General features: G+C 63.9%; 18 protein-coding genes. 8 read left to right on the forward strand and 10 right to left on the reverse strand.

Annotated features, from left to right (window positions below):
* Positions 1-7: 7 nt before the first annotated feature.
* Both CH296_RS28900 and CH296_RS10155 read right to left on the reverse strand, forming a co-directional pair.
* Positions 8-181: a hypothetical protein gene (locus tag CH296_RS28900; protein ID WP_179277685.1), complete on the reverse strand. Its 174-nt coding sequence runs from the start codon at positions 179-181 to the stop codon at positions 8-10.
* A gap of 50 nt (positions 182-231) precedes the next feature.
* Positions 232-669, reverse strand: a complete 438-nt coding sequence (locus CH296_RS10155; protein ID WP_045200692.1) for an Hsp20/alpha crystallin family protein — start codon at positions 667-669, stop codon at positions 232-234.
* Positions 670-897: 228 nt separating this feature from the next.
* On the opposite strand from CH296_RS10155, the gene CH296_RS10160 reads away from it, so the two are divergent.
* Both CH296_RS10160 and CH296_RS10165 read left to right on the forward strand, forming a co-directional pair.
* A complete protein-coding gene (locus tag CH296_RS10160; RefSeq protein WP_032397064.1) occupies positions 898-1242 on the forward strand; it encodes a helix-turn-helix transcriptional regulator in 345 nt (114 codons plus the stop codon).
* Positions 1239-1706 (forward strand): SRPBCC family protein, encoded by a 468-nt coding sequence (locus CH296_RS10165; protein ID WP_094684635.1) that lies wholly within the window; start codon positions 1239-1241, stop codon positions 1704-1706. The genes CH296_RS10160 and CH296_RS10165 overlap by 4 nt, the downstream gene beginning before the upstream one ends.
* Position 1707: 1 nt before the next feature.
* Here the strand turns inward: CH296_RS10165 and CH296_RS10170 are convergent, their stop codons facing one another.
* The 3 genes from CH296_RS10170 to CH296_RS10180 form a co-directional block, all read right to left on the reverse strand.
* Positions 1708-2727 carry a DUF5914 domain-containing protein gene (locus CH296_RS10170; RefSeq protein WP_176459177.1) on the reverse strand — a complete coding sequence of 340 codons (1020 nt, stop codon included), beginning with the start codon at positions 2725-2727 and terminating at the stop codon, positions 1708-1710.
* Positions 2728-2880: 153 nt separating this feature from the next.
* Positions 2881-4026, reverse strand: a complete 1146-nt coding sequence (locus CH296_RS10175; RefSeq protein ID WP_179277686.1) for an NAD(P)/FAD-dependent oxidoreductase — start codon at positions 4024-4026, stop codon at positions 2881-2883.
* Entirely contained in the window at positions 4023-4358 is a 336-nt protein-coding gene (locus CH296_RS10180; RefSeq protein WP_179273657.1) for a bifunctional 3-phenylpropionate/cinnamic acid dioxygenase ferredoxin subunit, read from the reverse strand. Before CH296_RS10180 ends, CH296_RS10175 begins: the two co-directional genes overlap by 4 nt.
* A 177-nt stretch (positions 4359-4535) precedes the next feature.
* Between CH296_RS10180 and CH296_RS10185 the strand changes: the two genes are divergently transcribed.
* The 3 genes from CH296_RS10185 (at position 4536) to CH296_RS10195 (ending at position 9323) form a co-directional block, all read left to right on the forward strand.
* Positions 4536-6968 (forward strand): FAD-dependent oxidoreductase, encoded by a 2433-nt coding sequence (locus tag CH296_RS10185; protein WP_094684636.1) that lies wholly within the window; start codon positions 4536-4538, stop codon positions 6966-6968.
* Positions 6969-7041: 73 nt separating this feature from the next.
* A complete protein-coding gene (gene solA, locus CH296_RS10190) occupies positions 7042-8181 on the forward strand; it encodes an N-methyl-L-tryptophan oxidase (protein WP_094684637.1) in 1140 nt (379 codons plus the stop codon).
* The gene (locus tag CH296_RS10195) at positions 8178-9323 is read left to right on the forward strand and encodes an aromatic ring-hydroxylating dioxygenase subunit alpha (protein WP_094684687.1); all 1146 of its coding nucleotides are present in this window, start codon (positions 8178-8180) and stop codon (positions 9321-9323) included. The genes solA and CH296_RS10195 overlap by 4 nt, the downstream gene beginning before the upstream one ends.
* Here CH296_RS10195 and CH296_RS10200 read toward each other — a convergent pair.
* Genes CH296_RS10200 through CH296_RS10210 form a run of 3 tightly spaced genes read right to left on the reverse strand, consistent with a single transcriptional unit; the run spans position 9297 to position 11083 of the window.
* On the reverse strand, positions 9297-10058 hold the full coding sequence (locus tag CH296_RS10200; RefSeq protein ID WP_094682519.1) for an IclR family transcriptional regulator: 762 nt from the start codon (positions 10056-10058) through the stop codon (positions 9297-9299). The genes CH296_RS10195 and CH296_RS10200 overlap by 27 nt on opposite strands.
* Positions 10059-10076: 18 nt before the next feature.
* Positions 10077-10388, reverse strand: a complete 312-nt coding sequence (locus CH296_RS10205) for an AzlD domain-containing protein (protein WP_045197890.1) — start codon at positions 10386-10388, stop codon at positions 10077-10079.
* Complete coding sequence (locus CH296_RS10210) at positions 10385-11083, reverse strand: AzlC family ABC transporter permease (RefSeq protein ID WP_032397071.1); 699 nt, start codon at positions 11081-11083, stop codon at positions 10385-10387. The genes CH296_RS10205 and CH296_RS10210 overlap by 4 nt, the downstream gene beginning before the upstream one ends.
* A gap of 66 nt (positions 11084-11149) precedes the next feature.
* On the opposite strand from CH296_RS10210, the gene CH296_RS10215 reads away from it, so the two are divergent.
* The 3 genes from CH296_RS10215 to CH296_RS10225 all read left to right on the forward strand — a co-directional run bounded on the left by CH296_RS10215 (position 11150) and on the right by CH296_RS10225 (position 13472).
* Positions 11150-11707, forward strand: a complete 558-nt coding sequence (locus tag CH296_RS10215; RefSeq protein ID WP_032397072.1) for a helix-turn-helix domain-containing protein — start codon at positions 11150-11152, stop codon at positions 11705-11707.
* Positions 11708-11873: 166 nt separating this feature from the next.
* Positions 11874-12701 (forward strand): SDR family oxidoreductase, encoded by an 828-nt coding sequence (locus CH296_RS10220; RefSeq protein WP_094684638.1) that lies wholly within the window; start codon positions 11874-11876, stop codon positions 12699-12701.
* A 255-nt stretch (positions 12702-12956) separates the two neighbouring features.
* On the forward strand, positions 12957-13472 hold the full coding sequence (locus CH296_RS10225) for a GNAT family N-acetyltransferase (RefSeq protein WP_094684639.1): 516 nt from the start codon (positions 12957-12959) through the stop codon (positions 13470-13472).
* On the opposite strand, the gene CH296_RS10230 is transcribed toward CH296_RS10225, so the two are convergent.
* Together CH296_RS10230 and CH296_RS10235 are read right to left on the reverse strand one after the other, a co-directional pair.
* Entirely contained in the window at positions 13469-13855 is a 387-nt protein-coding gene (locus tag CH296_RS10230) for a hypothetical protein (protein WP_094646314.1), read from the reverse strand. The genes CH296_RS10225 and CH296_RS10230 overlap by 4 nt on opposite strands.
* 29 nt (positions 13856-13884) lie before the next feature.
* Positions 13885-14445: a DUF3558 domain-containing protein gene (locus CH296_RS10235; RefSeq protein WP_256980401.1), complete on the reverse strand. Its 561-nt coding sequence runs from the start codon at positions 14443-14445 to the stop codon at positions 13885-13887.

Consider the following 14445-nt stretch of genomic DNA (forward strand, 5'->3'; position numbering starts at 1 on the left):
TTTCTCGTCACGCTGCTTGCTGTGTGTGCGGGTAGAGATCGTCGTCGAGAGGCTCGGCTCGACACTGATCGCGCACATCCGCCGTCGAGCATTCCCTGATGCTCGTCTCGACACCCACCACTGTGCGCCACCACTGCTCACGGTCGGCCGATTCCGTCCACACCACCGCCTCGGATGGCATAGTGCATCACCCCAATGGTTTTCGTGATCTGTTCGGCTGTCCGTTTCGGGTCAGGTCGATTCGTGTTCGATGGACTTCTGCTCGGTGTGTGCGATGTCGATCTTGCGTGGTTTCGCGCGTTCGGCGAGGGGAATGGTGATGGACAGAACGCCGTTGTCGTACGCCGCGGAGATGCGCTCGGTATCGACGCCGTCACCCAGCGAGACCTGGCGGCGGAACGTGCCGGCGAATCGTTCCGAGGTAATCCACTGCACCCCTGTGTTTTCCGGAGCGGATCGATGAGCGGTGAGCGTCAACGTACCGCGGTCGACGTCGACATCGATCGATCCGGGGTCGATGCCGGGAAGATCGGCACTGAGCACGTAGTGGTCGTCGACTTTGTAGAGGTCCATCGGCATGAATCGCGGGGCGCGGTCCGAACCGGAAGAGGCACCCAGCATGGCCGAGGTGAGGGAATCGACATCACGGAACGGATCGAAACGAAGCACAGCAACCACCTCCTGTACCCAGATGCGCTCACCCCTGTGGCGAGTCGCTCGTTAACTGTGCAGATCAGAAATTAGCACTCTGACCCTTCGAGTGCCAAGGGGTTTTCTGGAGGTTCTCAGAAATTTTTCAGATCCAATAGTGCTGTGCCGCAGCATGGGTCGTGATCAGGGAAGTCGGTTTCGATACTTAGCTCTTGCACTCAGTATGACTTGGCGATAGTGTGCCTTATGGCTCAGTATTCGACCGTTCTCGATGATGTGTTTCAGGCACTGGCCGACCCGACCCGGCGGGCAGTGTTGAGCCGGTTGAGCTCCGGACCGGCCACGGTGGGCGAACTTGCCGAACCGTTCGACATGACTCTGCCGTCGTTCATGAAACACATTCATCTGCTCGAGCGCAGTGGCTGGATTCGCACGCGCAAGGTGGGCCGTGTTCGTGCATGCACGATCGAGCGAGCCAACCTGGACGTGGCCGATCACTGGCTACGCGAGCAACGAGCCGTCTGGGAATCCCGCACCGATCGCCTCGAACAGTTCGTCACCGACACCGCGAAAGAAAGTGAAGCGCAATGACATCGATCGATCCTTCCCTCGACCTGACCATTTCACGCGTGATCAAGGCTCCACGCGCAGCAGTGTGGAGTGCGTGGATCGACCCGTCGAAATTCGAGAAGTGGTGGATCCCTGCGCCTGCTCTGTGCCGGGTGGACGGCTGGGACCCGCGACCGGGTGGGGCCTTCCGGACCCTCATCAGCGAATCCGGTGGCGACTTCGCTCCGCACATCGACGGCTGCTTCCTCGCCGTCGACGACGGTGAGCGCATCGTGTTCACCAACTCCCTCGTCGAAGGGTGGCGGCCGGCACCGCAGCTGTTCATGACCGCGGTGATCACCCTGTCCGACCACCCCGACGGAACCCAGTACAACGCCCACGTGATGCACCGCAACGAAGAAGACCGAAAGATGCACGAGGAGTACGGCTTCCACGACGGCTGGGGTACCGTCATCGCGCAACTCGCCCAGTTCGTCGAAGGCTAGATCAAGCCCGGCCCTGCGAACGCAGCTCGTAGCGTCGCTCGGCGTAGTCGAGATCGTCCTTCCACAACCGTGCAGCGGTGAAGTTCATCGCCGGTCGCAGGAGACCGGACGCCTTGCGCGCCATCTGGAATCCCGGTCGATCCGAACTTGCGATCGTGGCTTCGATGACGGCGGTACGCGGTGTGCCGTCGGGTGCGGGGGCCAACGGGGTCGCATGGGTTTCGACGACGCTGCCCGCTCCCTCACCGTCGAGGATGCGCATCACGATGGTGCGGGGACCGGGGCAGACGAACTCGGCCCGCACCGGCACACCGACGCCACGACTGACGCGGAAGGTCACATCGACGAGAAAGCGATCGTCCTCTTCGGGCACATCGATGTCGGTAGGTGCGCTGACCACCTTCAGCCGTGCGAACGAGTACGGGTGGAACCACGCACCGTGCCAGGGGTCGAGTCGATTGGCGATGATGTCGTCGGGCTCGCACTTGCCGACGAGAGTGACCACACCGGCGATAGCAGTCGAAGCAGGCGGGCGGATCGGAACCACGGGGACGGGCGTCGGCTCCTCGCCACCGAGCTCGTCGAGCCGAACCCACACCAGAACCCCGTCGTCGAACGCGGGCACCGGACGCCAACCGGGCTTGCCCTTCGGCCCGAGCGCAAGACCGTGCCAGCGGCAGACCAATGTGTCGCATTCGATCTTCGCGGTATCCAACGCCGCGCCCAGGTGCGGGCACGCACCCGGCCCGATGTGCACCTTGCCCGCAGAGTCCCGCCAGGCCACCAATTCGGTGGTGCCGACATACCTGCCGAACGGTTTGTCGGCCTTGACGTCACGACTGGCAGCGAACACGAACCAATTGCCCGAGGTCCGCGTCTTCGCACGCTTCAAAGCAGACTCGATGACCTGCGGATTCGCACCCTTCCAAGTGGGCTCCTGCTTGGCCCACGACTCCGACGGCAGCGGCTGCAGCGGCATCGTCTTCGGCCACCGTCGTCGTACTGCATCCAGCGCGGTCATTGCTGCTCCCAAAGTCGACAATCGATTCCCGTGTTCGATCACCATTGTTGCCGTTGGTGGGTACTCAATGTGACATTCGGTGGCCTTTTCGGGGGTCAATGTCACATCGAGTGGACCTAGGGGGTGCCGTCGGCGGAGGGAAACAGGGAACGCTCAGGTCATCAGGGTCGAGGTATCGACCACCTGACGGCGCCATTTGCCGAAGGATCGCGGCGAGGACACCGCCAGCACGGCGACCGGGCGGTCGTTGTGTCGGTATAGAGCGACGAAGGGCCCGGTGGTGGGGTCGCCCTCGACGATGTCGGCGATGCAGTCGGGTCCGTGATGTCCGGCGAACTGGATTCGCGCGGCGTATTGGTCGGACCACACGTATGGCAGTCCGGTGAACCCCTTGGACCCACCGGTCAGCAGTGCCTCGACGGCGACGGCAGGGCGGGTTGCGGCGGAGGTCCAGTGTTCGTCGCGCCGAATCACCCCGGCGGCATCTCGCACTGCAGCGCAGTCCCCGACGGCGACGACGGCTGGGTTGGAGGTGATGCCGCGGTGATCGGTCACCACTCCGCCGTGGATGTCCAGGCCGGATCCGTCGAGCCAGCCGATGTTCGGCGTCGAACCGACGCCGAGGACGACCACGTCGGACTCGATCATCGAACCGTCCGCCAATTCCACCGCACGTACCCGGCCCGCCTGGACGACGAATCCGGCTACCGATACTCCGGTCAGCAGTGCCGCACCGGCGTTGCGGTGCCACCCGGCGATGAGTGAGCCCAGCTCACTGCCGAACACGCGAGCGAGCGGAGTCTCCGAGGCTTCTACGACGGTCACCGAAGCGCCCATTCCCACTGCAGTGGAGGCGACTTCGCTGCCGATGAACCCGGCTCCGACCACCGTGACCCGAACTCCCGACGACAGCGAAGACCGCAGCGCACGCGCATCGTCCAGGCTGCGCAGCACATGAATTCCGTCGATCCCGACTGTGCCGGGGAGCCGGCAGGCCGCAGCTCCGGTTGCGATCACCACCGCGTCGGCGCCGATATCGCCGGATGCGGTCGAGACCGTGGTCCCCGACAGGCCGGTGGCCGCACAACCGAGACGCCACTCGACGTCCAGACCGTCGATGTCGAGTGGCAGTGCGGATTCGTCACCGAGAAGGAAACTCTTGGACAGTGGCGGTCGGTCGTACGGCAGGTGCACTTCGTCGCCGATCATCGTGATGCGGCCGTCGAAACCCTGATCGCGCAGTGCGCGGGCTGCGGCCACCCCGGCGAGCGAGGCTCCGACCACGGTCACCGACTTCACGGAGTGACCGCGATGCGGATGACTCCGTCCTCGACGTGTACGGCGTGCGTACGTACGGGGATCTTCGCGGGAGCACCCAGTGCCGCTCCGGTGCGTAGGTCGAAACATGCTGTGTGGAGCGGGCATTCGACGGCGCAATCCTCCACCCAGCCTTCGGACAATGAGGCGTCCTGGTGGGTGCAGGTGTCGTCGATGGCGAAGAACTCACCTTCGACGTTGAAGATCGCGATCGGCGGTGCTCCGGCCGGGGTGATGCGCAGGGCCTCGCCGTCGGGGAGATCCTCGGCGCGACCGACGTCGAGCAGGACGCGGGTGGAGAACGTTGCGGTCATGGTCGGGCCTCCGGGGACCTGAGGGTGTGCAGTGCTCGTGTTGTACCCAGCGTGGGATCACCCCGTTGCGGCGATGGAACGCTCGAGTTTCGATCGTGTGAATCTGTTGCGCTATACGAAGTGCAGTTCGTATTGTGCAACTAAATCAACTCGACGTACACCCCCTAGGAGCGTGTCATGTCCTCGAGCATCCCGAGGGTTGTGATCGTCGGTGCCGGAATCGTCGGCTGCAGCCTCGCCGACGAACTCACCGCACGTGGCTGGACGGACGTGACCGTCCTGGACAAGGGCCCGCTACCGCTCACCGGAGGTTCCACCTCGCATGCGCCGGGCCTGGTGTTCGCCACCAATTCTTCCCGATCGATGTCGCGCTTCGCGGCCTACACGGCCGCCAAGTTCAAGAGCCTCGATTGCTTCCTCGACGTCGGTGGCCTCGAGGTGGCGACGACGCCCGAGCGCGTCGACGAGCTGCATCGACGCCACGGTTTCGCCACGTCCTGGGGACTGACCTCGGAGGTGGTGGACGCCGAACGCTGTCTCGAGCTGTACCCCCTGCTCGATCGCGGCCGGGTACTCGCCGGCCTGCACACCCCGGACGACGGACTGGCCAAGGCCGTCAAGGCCAGCTCGACGCAGGCCGAGCTGGCCACCGCGCGCGGGGCGCGATTCATCGGCGGCATGAACGTCACGTCGATTGACCGGAGCAACGGTCGAGTCACGGCCGTGCGGGCGGGCGAGCACACCTTCGAGGCCGATATCGTCGTCTGCTGCGCCGGATTCTGGGGGCCGGAGCTGGGCGAGCTTCTCGGTATGACGGTGCCGCTACAGCCCCTGGCGCATCAGTACGCGCACACGACCGAGTTGGACCTGCCGTCGCGTCGAGCTCGTACCGAAGCGGTTCTGCCCATCCTCCGTCATCAGGACGAGCGGCTCTACTACCGCGAACACGGCGATCACCTGGGAATCGGCTCGTACCACCACCGTCCCATGCCCGTCGATTCCCGCGAACTCGGTTCCAGTGAGAACGTGACCGCACAGAACATGCCGTCGTCTATGCCGTTCACCGACGCCGATTTCGCCGACGCCTGGCAGCGCAGCACCGAGCTCCTTCCCACGCTCGAACACGCGAAAATACAACACGCGTTCAACGGCATCTTCTCCTTCACACCCGACGGCGCACCGATCGTCGGAGAATCACGAGAAGTGCAGGGGCTCTGGGTCTCCGAGGCGATCTGGGTGACGCATTCTGCCGGCGTCGCGAAATCGCTCGCCGAGCAGATGATCACCGGGCACAGCGAGATCGACATGCACGAGTGCGACCTCTACCGATTCGAGAAGACCGACCTGGTGCCGTCGAACGTGGCGCGCACCAGTGCGCAGAACTTCGTCGAGGTGTACGACATCATCCACCCACTGCAGCCCAAGGTGGAACCGAGGCCGTTGAGAGTGAGCCCGTTCTACGGTCGTCAGCAGGAGCTCGGCGCGATGTTCCTCGACGGTGCCGGCTGGGAGCGACCGCACTGGTACGAGTCGAACAGCGTTCTGCTCGAACAACTTCCGGAACAGTGGCAGGCACCGAAGCGAGAGCCGTGGTCGGCGAAGTTCTGGTCACCGATCAGCGCCGTCGAGGCCTGGCGCACCCGCGAGGCGGTGGCGATGTACGACATGACGCCGCTGCGACGCCTCGAGGTCGGCGGACCCGGTGCGCTCGCGCTGCTGCAGAAGTTGACGACCAACCAGCTCGACAAGAAGGTCGGCAGCGTCACCTACGCACTGATGCTCGACGCGACCGGTGGTGTTCGCAGCGATGTGACCGTCGCCCGAGTTGCCGAGGATCGGTTCCAAGTGGGAGTGAACGGTCCGCTCGACGAGGACTGGATGCTGCGCCATGCCGGCAGTGATGTGTACGTTCGCGACATCACCGGTGCCACCGCCTGTATCGGTCTGTGGGGACCGTTGGCGCGGGAGGTACTGGCTCCGCTCACCTCGGCCGACATTTCGCATACCGGTCTGAAGTACTTCAACGGCAGGACCATTCATGTCGGCGGGGTCGACGTCCTGGCGCTGCGACTGTCGTACGTGGGCGAGCTCGGCTGGGAGCTGTACACCGACGCCGATACCGCACTGCGCCTGTGGGACACGCTGTGGGAGGCCGGGCAGGCGCACGGCGTCGTGGCCGCAGGGCGCAGTGCGTTCAACAGTCTCCGACTGGAGAAGGGCTACCGGTCGTGGGGTACCGACATGACCACCGAACACGATCCGTATCAGGCGGGGCTCGGGTTTGCGGTACGAAAGGCCAAGGGTGACTTCGTCGGAGCCTCGGCGCTGCACGAAGGAGGCGACGGCCCGGTGCTGACCTGCCTGACGTTGGACGACCCGTCTCACGTGGTGATGGGTAAGGAACCGGTACTGCGCGACGGCACCGTGGTCGGGTACGTGACCAGCGCCGCGTACGGATACACGGTCGGCAGGACGGTGGCCTACGCCTGGCTACCGGCAGGGCTGCAACCCGGTGATCATGTTGCAGTCCAGTACTTCCGAGACCTACTACCCGCGACGGTCATGGCCGAACCGCTGGTGGATCCCGACATGAGCAAGATCAGATGTTGAGGCGGGAGTGGAGCCTGCAGGAACGACCCAGGGATAGCGGGAGTGGAGCCTGCAGGAACGACCTAGGAGAGATATGACGTATGACGTGATCGTCCTCGGTATCGGCGGCATGGGTAGCGCCGCCGCCTGTCACCTCGCCCGACGCGGGCAGCGGGTGCTGGGTATCGACCAATTCGGACCGGCGCATGCGCTGGGATCGAGTCACGGCGGCTCCCGCATCTACCGGCAGTCGTACTTCGAGGATCCGGCCTACGTGCCGTTGCTCCTGCGCGCGTACGAACTGTGGCACGACCTCGCCGCGGACAGTGGGCGCGATGTGTTCACCGAAACCGGTGGCCTCTATGTGGGAAGGCCCGACGGGCTCACGTTCGGCGGAAGCCTGCGGGCGTCGGAGAAGTGGGGTCTGAAGCACGACGTACTCGACCCTGCCGAGGCGCAGCGACGCTTCCCGACGGTCCGACTCAGGTCCGACGAGTTCGCCCTGTTCGAGGAGAAGGCGGGCATCGCGCGACCGGAGACGACGGTGGCCGCACATCTCGATCTCGCCGAGGCTGCCGGTGCCGAACTGCGCTACGACGAGAAGGTGCTCGGTTGGGAATCCACCGACTCCTCGGTGACCGTGACTACGGTGGCCGGAACGTACACCGCTGGAGCACTGGTCATTTCACCGGGAGCGTGGGCACCGCAGCTGTTGGCCGAGATCGGCGTACCGCTGGTGGTCGAACGGCAGGTGATGCACTGGGTCACCCCGGAATCGGGCGAAGCGGCCTTCGACAGCTCGCACCACCCCGTCTACATCTGCGGGGACGGGCCGGATCAGATCTACGGCTTTCCGGCCATCGACGGGGACGGCGGCGGTGTGAAGATCTCGTTCTTCCGCGCCGGGACACCATGTGATCCCGACACCATCGACCGCACAGTGCATCCCGAAGAGATCGCTCGACTGCAGGAGCGCATCGTCACCACGTTCCCGGCGCTGTCGGGACCACACCTGGATGCGAAGACCTGCATGTACACCACGACGCCGGACGAGCATTTCGTACTGGCGAAGCATCCGGACCACGCCAATGTCACTGTGGCGTGCGGGTTCTCGGGCCACGGGTTCAAGTTCGTTCCCGTCATCGGAGAAGTTCTGGCCGACCTTGCGATCAACGGGGCCACGTCACACCCGATTGCGCTGTTCGACCCGGCGAGATGCGCGGTGTCGGCATGACCATGGTCGATCCCGAACTGCAGCCCACTCTGCTCCCGACGTTGGGCGGCGAAACGTACGTCGATCCAGCATATTTCGTTCGCGAGCAGGAGCAGATCTTCGAGCAGATGTGGTTCTGCGCCGCCAGATCGGACGACATCGCAGAGCCCGGAAAATTCCGCACGGTTCAGGTCGGTCGAGAGTCGATCCTGGTCAGCCGCAATCGGAAGGGCGGCGTGACTGCGTTCTTCAACATCTGCCGACATCGCGGCGCGACTCTGTGCACCGAGGCGTCGGGCACGGTGCGTCGAAACTTTCAATGTCCCTATCACGCATGGACGTACGATCTCGACGGCAAGCTGATCGCAGCTCCGAACCTGATCGATATGCCGATGATCGATCGGGTGGAGTACGGGCTCCGGAAGGTGCATGTCCGGGAATGGCTCGGATACGTCTGGGTGTGCGTTGCCGAGGAGGCCCCGTCGTTCGAGGACACGGTGCAGGGCGACGTTCGCGAACGACTCGGAGGTGTGGGTGCCATCGATTCGTACGACGTGGAATCACTCGCCCTCGGGCGCCGGATCGTCTACGACGTCAAGGCCAACTGGAAGCTCATCGTCGAGAACTTCATGGAGTGCTACCACTGTGCCACGATTCATCCCGAGCTCACCGAGGTGCTACCCGAGTTCGCCGACGGCATGGCAGCACAGACGTACGTGGGGCACGGTGCAGAGTTCGGCAGTGACATAGCCGGCTTCACCGTCGACGGCTCCCACGGATTCGACGCCCTCGACGGGGTAGGGGAGGATCGGGATCGACGGTACTACGCCATCACGATCAGGCCGACGGTGTTCGTCAACCTGGTTCCCGACCACGTCATCATCCATCGCATGTTCCCGATGTCCGTCGATCGAACGGTCGTCGAATGCGATTGGCTCTATGCCCCTGCAGTCGTGGCAGATCCGCACAGCGCGGCGACGATGGACAAGAGTGTGGAGCTGTTCCATCGCGTCAACGAGCAGGACTTCGAGGCGTGCGAGCGGTGCCAGCCGGCGATGTCGTCACGGATGTATCGCGACGGCGGCGTGCTGGTGCCGGCGGAGCATCACATCAGGGCGTTTCACGACTGGGTCGGATCACGCTTGGCCGGACCAACCCAATAGCGTCGAGACGCGCTGTGCAGCAGCGAGAACGGACACCCCTGCCGCGGTGAGGCGGTCCTCGTCAAGTCGGTAGGCGGGGCCCGAGACGGTGATCGCACCCACCGCGGAGCCGTCGTAGCTGAGGATGGTGGCCGCTGTCGCGTTCAGTCCGATCTCCAACTCCTCGCGCGCGTAGGCGATTCCGGTGGACCGGACCGTCTCGATCTCGTCGAGCAGAGCGGTCTTGGTGGTGATGGTGTTGGCGGTGAACAGTTCGAGATGACCGTCGACTCCGGCTTTCAGAAGCGAGTCGTCGTACGCCATCAGTGCTTTCCCGCTGGACGTCGCATGCAGGGCAGATCTCTCACCGAGCCAGTTGTGACTGATGATCGACGAACCGCCGCGGACCTGATCGATATTGACGGTGACGTTGCCGTCCGGCACAGCGATGTTGACGGTCTCGCCGATGGTGTCGGCGAGTTCCTGCAGGATCGGTCGGGCGATGCGGGTGATGTCGAGTTGCGCGGATACCGACGTGGCGAGGCGGATCAAACCGATGCCGAGGCGATACTTGCCGCGCTCGCCTGGTTGCTCGACGAGTCGGCGAAACTCCAGTGCGCTGAGCAGGCGAAACGCCGTGGACTTGTGCACTTCGAGGTGCGCCGCAACGTCCTGCACACCGGATTCGCCGTGGTCGGCAAGGTATTCGAGCACCTCGATCGCGCGATCGACGGACTGAACAGGGGACTCGGACACCAACCCAGTGTTGCAGACTCAGGCGACGCCGACCCATCGAAGCCCCGCAGTGGTGGCGGCTGCGGCGAGAACGATGACTACGAACGGCGCTCGTCGCCAGGCGAGTACGGCAGCGACAGCTACTCCTGCGGGTAACGCGAATCCGGCGAAGTCCTTGCCTACGAGGAGCGTCGAGGTGGCGACCAGTGCCACGAAGATCACGGCGACTGCGGTGGTCATCACCTTGTCCATGCGAGGGGAGATGGTGACTCGGGTTCGGAGTGCCGGGCCGGCGATGCGGAGGGCGTAGGTGCCGATGATCAACGCGAGCAGGGGAATCGTGAGGTTCATGCGGATTCCTTCTGTGCGGCAGGGGTATTGGAGAACATGGCCGGTACGACGGCGATCAGTGCCAGGAGAACGGGTAGTCCGCTGGGCAGGAACATCGACGCGACGAGCGCAATGCACGCTCCGGCGAGGGCTGCGTTGCGGGTGGCCCGGTCTCGGAGCGCAGGCATGATCAGTCCCAGCAGAATCGCCGGGAATGCGGCATCGAGACCGAGTGCGGCGGTATCGCTGATCGCTCCACCGCCAAGGGTGCCGATCGCCACGCCGATGTTCCAGGTGACGAACAGTCCGATCCCGCACACCCAGAACGCTGTTCGACGGCTGCCCTCGTCGTGTTCGGCCACGCTGAAGGCCACCGCCTCGTCGGTGATGAGGTGAGTGCCGAGTAGCCGCTTCAGTGGTGCGACGTTCCGAAACACCTCGCCGATGGAGAAGCCGAGCGGAACCAGTCGGATGTTGGCGAGCAACGCGCTGGCCACAGCAGCAACGGGATTTCCTCCGGCCGCCAGAATTCCGACGAAGATGAACTGGGACGAGCCCGCGAAGACCACCAGTGACATCACGACCGGAAGCCACAGTGGCAGGCCCGCGGCTACGGAGATGGCACCGAACGATGCCCCGACCAAGGCGTCGGCCAAGCAGACCAACGCAATGTCGCGGATGTTGACCCCCTGCAGGGTTCGCCATGTCGAACGCATGGTCGTTATAGTGGACCCTGTTAGTCTGTTCGTCAAATCAAACGGACGTACCGATGGAGTGAACGAATGGCGGATACCGGTCCACCGATTGCGGCCATCGCTGCCGCTCTCCAGCAGGAGCGACGACGCGTCGGCCTGTCTCTCGCAGAAGTCGCCCGCCGTGCCGGCATCGCCAAATCGACTTTGTCGCAACTGGAATCGGGTACCGGAAATCCGAGCCTGGAGACTCTGTGGGCACTCAGCGTCACGCTGGACGTGCCGTTCTCCAGGCTGGTCGAGCCCGCAAAGCAGTCGGTCCGCCTGATCCGTGCGGGGGAGGGGCCGAGATTCGCGTCGGACAGAGCGGACTATACGGCCACCCTGCTGGCGTCGTCTCCGCCGAACGCCCGCCGAGACATCTACTTGATCAGCGCGGACGTCGGCGAACCTAGGCGTTCGGATCCGCATTCGCCGGGTGTCGTCGAGCACGTGGTGCTCAGCGCGGGACGAGCCATGGTCGGGCCGCTCGGCGAGGCCGTCGAGCTGGCTCCGGGCGATTACGTGGCCTACCCCGGCGATGTGCCGCATATCTTCGAAGCGTTGGAGCCGAACACCATGGCAGTGATGATCACCGAACACAGCTGACGGGTGGGGAATAGTCGGCGGGGGTGTCTCGTTGGAACCCCTGACGGCGTCCGCTTGGCAAGCCCCGGGCCTCACCCCATTTGTCGCTTCGAGCGACCACTCGCCGAGAGGCGTTTGCAGCGGGCGTCGTCCCTACTTCTGTCCGTGTAGCGAAGGGACGAGATTCATGGCAGCGAAGACATGGTTCATCACCGGCACCTCCAAGGGCTTCGGTCGTGAGTGGACGATCGCAGCGCTCGAGCGCGGTGACCGGGTAGCGGCCACCGCCCGCAACACCGACACATTGAAGGACCTGGTGGAGCAGTACGGCGACGCCATCCTGCCGATCGAACTGGACGTGAACGATCGCGCGGCCGACTTCGCGGCTGTGCAGCAGGCCTACGACAAGTTCGGCTCGCTCGACATCGTCGTCAACAACGCCGGCTACGGCCAGTTCGGCATGATCGAGGAACTCTCCGAGGAAGATGCCCGCGCGCAGATCGAGACCAACGTCTTCGGCGCGCTGTGGGTGACGCAGGCGGCCCTGCCGTTCATGCGTGAGCAAGGGAGTGGCCACATCTTGCAGGTGTCGTCCATCGGTGGAATCTCCGCATTCCCGAATGTCGGTGCGTACCACGCGTCCAAGTGGGCCCTCGAAGGGTTCAGTCAGGCGTTGGCCCAGGAGGTCGAGGACTTCGGCATCCATGTGACGCTGATCGAGCCGGGTGGGTTCTCCACCGACTGGTCCGGCCCGTCTGCCAAGAAGTCCACCGACATCGCCGCGTACGACTCGATTCGAGACAAGGCTGCGAAGCTGCGCAGTGCCCGGCAGGCGACTCCCGGTGATCCGAGTGCAACACGGTCGGCACTGCTCAAGGTCGTCGACGCCGAAAAGCCGCCACTGCGAGTCTTTTTCGGCGACGCACCACTGCAGATCGCGACGAAGGACTACGAGTCGAGGCTCGCGAGCTGGCGCGAATGGCAGCCCGTGGCCGTCGAGGCGCACGGAGGCTGATTCTTCCCAGGGACCAGCAGAAGTCGACTCGAGCTGCAGCGACTTCGGCTTCGGCCCGTGGCAGGTTGGCGTCGACGCCTCTTCGAGGTAGGGGTTGCGAAGCACGACCGTCTTGCGGGTAGCTGCCTGCAAACGAATCGCCTGCCAGAAGTGCTTGCGCGCGGATTCACGCCCCTCGTGGGGATTCACACCGCCTGTAGCGGGCGTGAATGACGATGAAGGGCGTGGATTGGGTAGTGGACTTATCGTGGCGTGATGAAAATCCGATTCGACGTGGGTTCGTATGCGGTCCGGGAGGTCGAGGGCAGCGATGGTCCTGAGGACCTCCTGGCGGTGTTCAACAGCAATCCCGAGTTCCTCGACGCGAGTACGTTGCACACCGGTGTCACCGCATTCACCACGGAGGATGTCGAGAAGTTCCTGTGGCACAACACGGTTATGGAGAACTCCCAGTGCCTGGTGATTCGTGTAGCAGAACGAATCGTGGGAGTGGTGACGTTGCTTGTTCCGCATCCGCGCGAGGGACAGCCATGGGTGGGGAGTCTGATCGTCGACGCGGACGAGGGCCACGATCGTGTGGCGAATCAGGTGCTGGCGGAGCTCGAGCGCAGGCTTGCGGCGCAGGGGTGGACCCATGTGTTCGTGGGTCCGATGGTCAGCATGGTCGAGAGCATCGGATGGTGGCGTTCACACGGCTATCTGCCGGTCGAACGGCGACTGGACAACGACAAACGCGAGGTCGAAGTCCATCGAAAAGTGTTGCGCTGCTAGCTTCCCGGAGCGAGTGCGGTGATGTTCGCAGACGTCTGGGTATCGGTAGCCTCGGTCTCGTCGAAGTAGCGCCGAAAGAGCATCCGCATTGATTCGATGACCTCGATGTGCTGCTGAAGAATCACGTCGAGAGACCGATCGGTGCCGGTGGCGAGGCGACCGAACCGGGCTTGCAGAGCTTGCGCGGACGGTAAGTCGCCCCAACTCTTGGCTTCTGCCAACGCGAGCGCGTCGATCTGCATTTTCTCGAGGTGCGCGAGGTAAATGACACAGGCCGCGTCGCACTTGGCAGCGACTTCAGCGGGAATGGCCAAGGTGCCCTCGTCGGCTTGCGTATTCAGGTCCTTCCAGTACGTGAGCGGATCCGATTGGGGATTGGCCACTAGTTCGATCCCTTTCGTATGGGCGTGGTCTAGGTGGGAAGTTCAGAATCGAGAGCGGCGACGACCTTGTTCAACTCGGTGCACGGGTCGTACGGCGGGTCTCCGACCCCTGCGCCCGTGATGATTGTTGCCCTGATCAATTCGTTACCTGAGACGAAGGCGACACCGCAGTTCAGACCAGCATCGGCCGTAAGTTGCTGATATTGCGTGGCGTCGCGCGTACCCACCCGAACAGGTTCGAGTCGGTTGAAGTAGCTAGGATCGTTGACAAAGTCCATGGTCTCGAAACCGACGAAAATTCGCACGTAGTACTTGCTGCTCGGCGGCCGACTCTCCCACCCACAGATCTTGAATCCATTCTGATCCCGCCCGAACACCCCGGACTCCTTGGTGTCCACGTTCAATCCCGCTCGTTCTATGGCCTCGTTGGGGATGGTGCATGGGTCCCAGGGCGTCGGCGCGGGGTTGGTCGTACTGGCCGCCCCACTTGATGTCGCGTCGGCGAGGGCGTCGCCGTCGGTGTCGCTCGAGCAGCCCGCGGCGATCACCAGCACCGCCATCGCCGGCATCCATCGTCGTGCCCTACGCAT

It is taken from the genome of Rhodococcus sp. 14-2496-1d, assembly GCF_002259365.1.
In the GTDB taxonomy this organism is placed as follows: Bacteria; Actinomycetota; Actinomycetes; order Mycobacteriales; family Mycobacteriaceae; genus Rhodococcoides.

Bases quoted from the DNA above. Each gene is read 5' to 3' on its own strand.
- CH296_RS28900 (WP_179277685.1), bottom strand. From the start codon at position 181: ATGCCATCCGAGGCGGTGGTGTGGACGGAATCGGCCGACCGTGAGCAG.
- CH296_RS10160 (WP_032397064.1), top strand. From the start codon at position 898: ATGGCTCAGTATTCGACCGTTCTCGATGATGTGTTTCAGGCACTGGCC.
- CH296_RS10165 (WP_094684635.1), top strand. From the start codon at position 1,239: ATGACATCGATCGATCCTTCCCTCGACCTGACCATTTCACGCGTGATC.
- CH296_RS10170 (WP_176459177.1), bottom strand. From the start codon at position 2,727: ATGACCGCGCTGGATGCAGTACGACGACGGTGGCCGAAGACGATGCCG.
- CH296_RS10180 (WP_179273657.1), bottom strand. From the start codon at position 4,358: ATGACCGCAACGTTCTCCACCCGCGTCCTGCTCGACGTCGGTCGCGCC.
- CH296_RS10185 (WP_094684636.1), top strand. From the start codon at position 4,536: ATGTCCTCGAGCATCCCGAGGGTTGTGATCGTCGGTGCCGGAATCGTC.
- solA (WP_094684637.1), top strand. From the start codon at position 7,042: ATGACGTATGACGTGATCGTCCTCGGTATCGGCGGCATGGGTAGCGCC.
- CH296_RS10195 (WP_094684687.1), top strand. From the start codon at position 8,178: ATGACCATGGTCGATCCCGAACTGCAGCCCACTCTGCTCCCGACGTTG.
- CH296_RS10205 (WP_045197890.1), bottom strand. From the start codon at position 10,388: ATGAACCTCACGATTCCCCTGCTCGCGTTGATCATCGGCACCTACGCC.
- CH296_RS10210 (WP_032397071.1), bottom strand. From the start codon at position 11,083: ATGCGTTCGACATGGCGAACCCTGCAGGGGGTCAACATCCGCGACATT.
- CH296_RS10215 (WP_032397072.1), top strand. From the start codon at position 11,150: ATGGCGGATACCGGTCCACCGATTGCGGCCATCGCTGCCGCTCTCCAG.
- CH296_RS10220 (WP_094684638.1), top strand. From the start codon at position 11,874: ATGGCAGCGAAGACATGGTTCATCACCGGCACCTCCAAGGGCTTCGGT.
- CH296_RS10225 (WP_094684639.1), top strand. From the start codon at position 12,957: ATGAAAATCCGATTCGACGTGGGTTCGTATGCGGTCCGGGAGGTCGAG.
- CH296_RS10235 (WP_256980401.1), bottom strand. From the start codon at position 14,445: ATGCGTAGGGCACGACGATGGATGCCGGCGATGGCGGTGCTGGTGATC.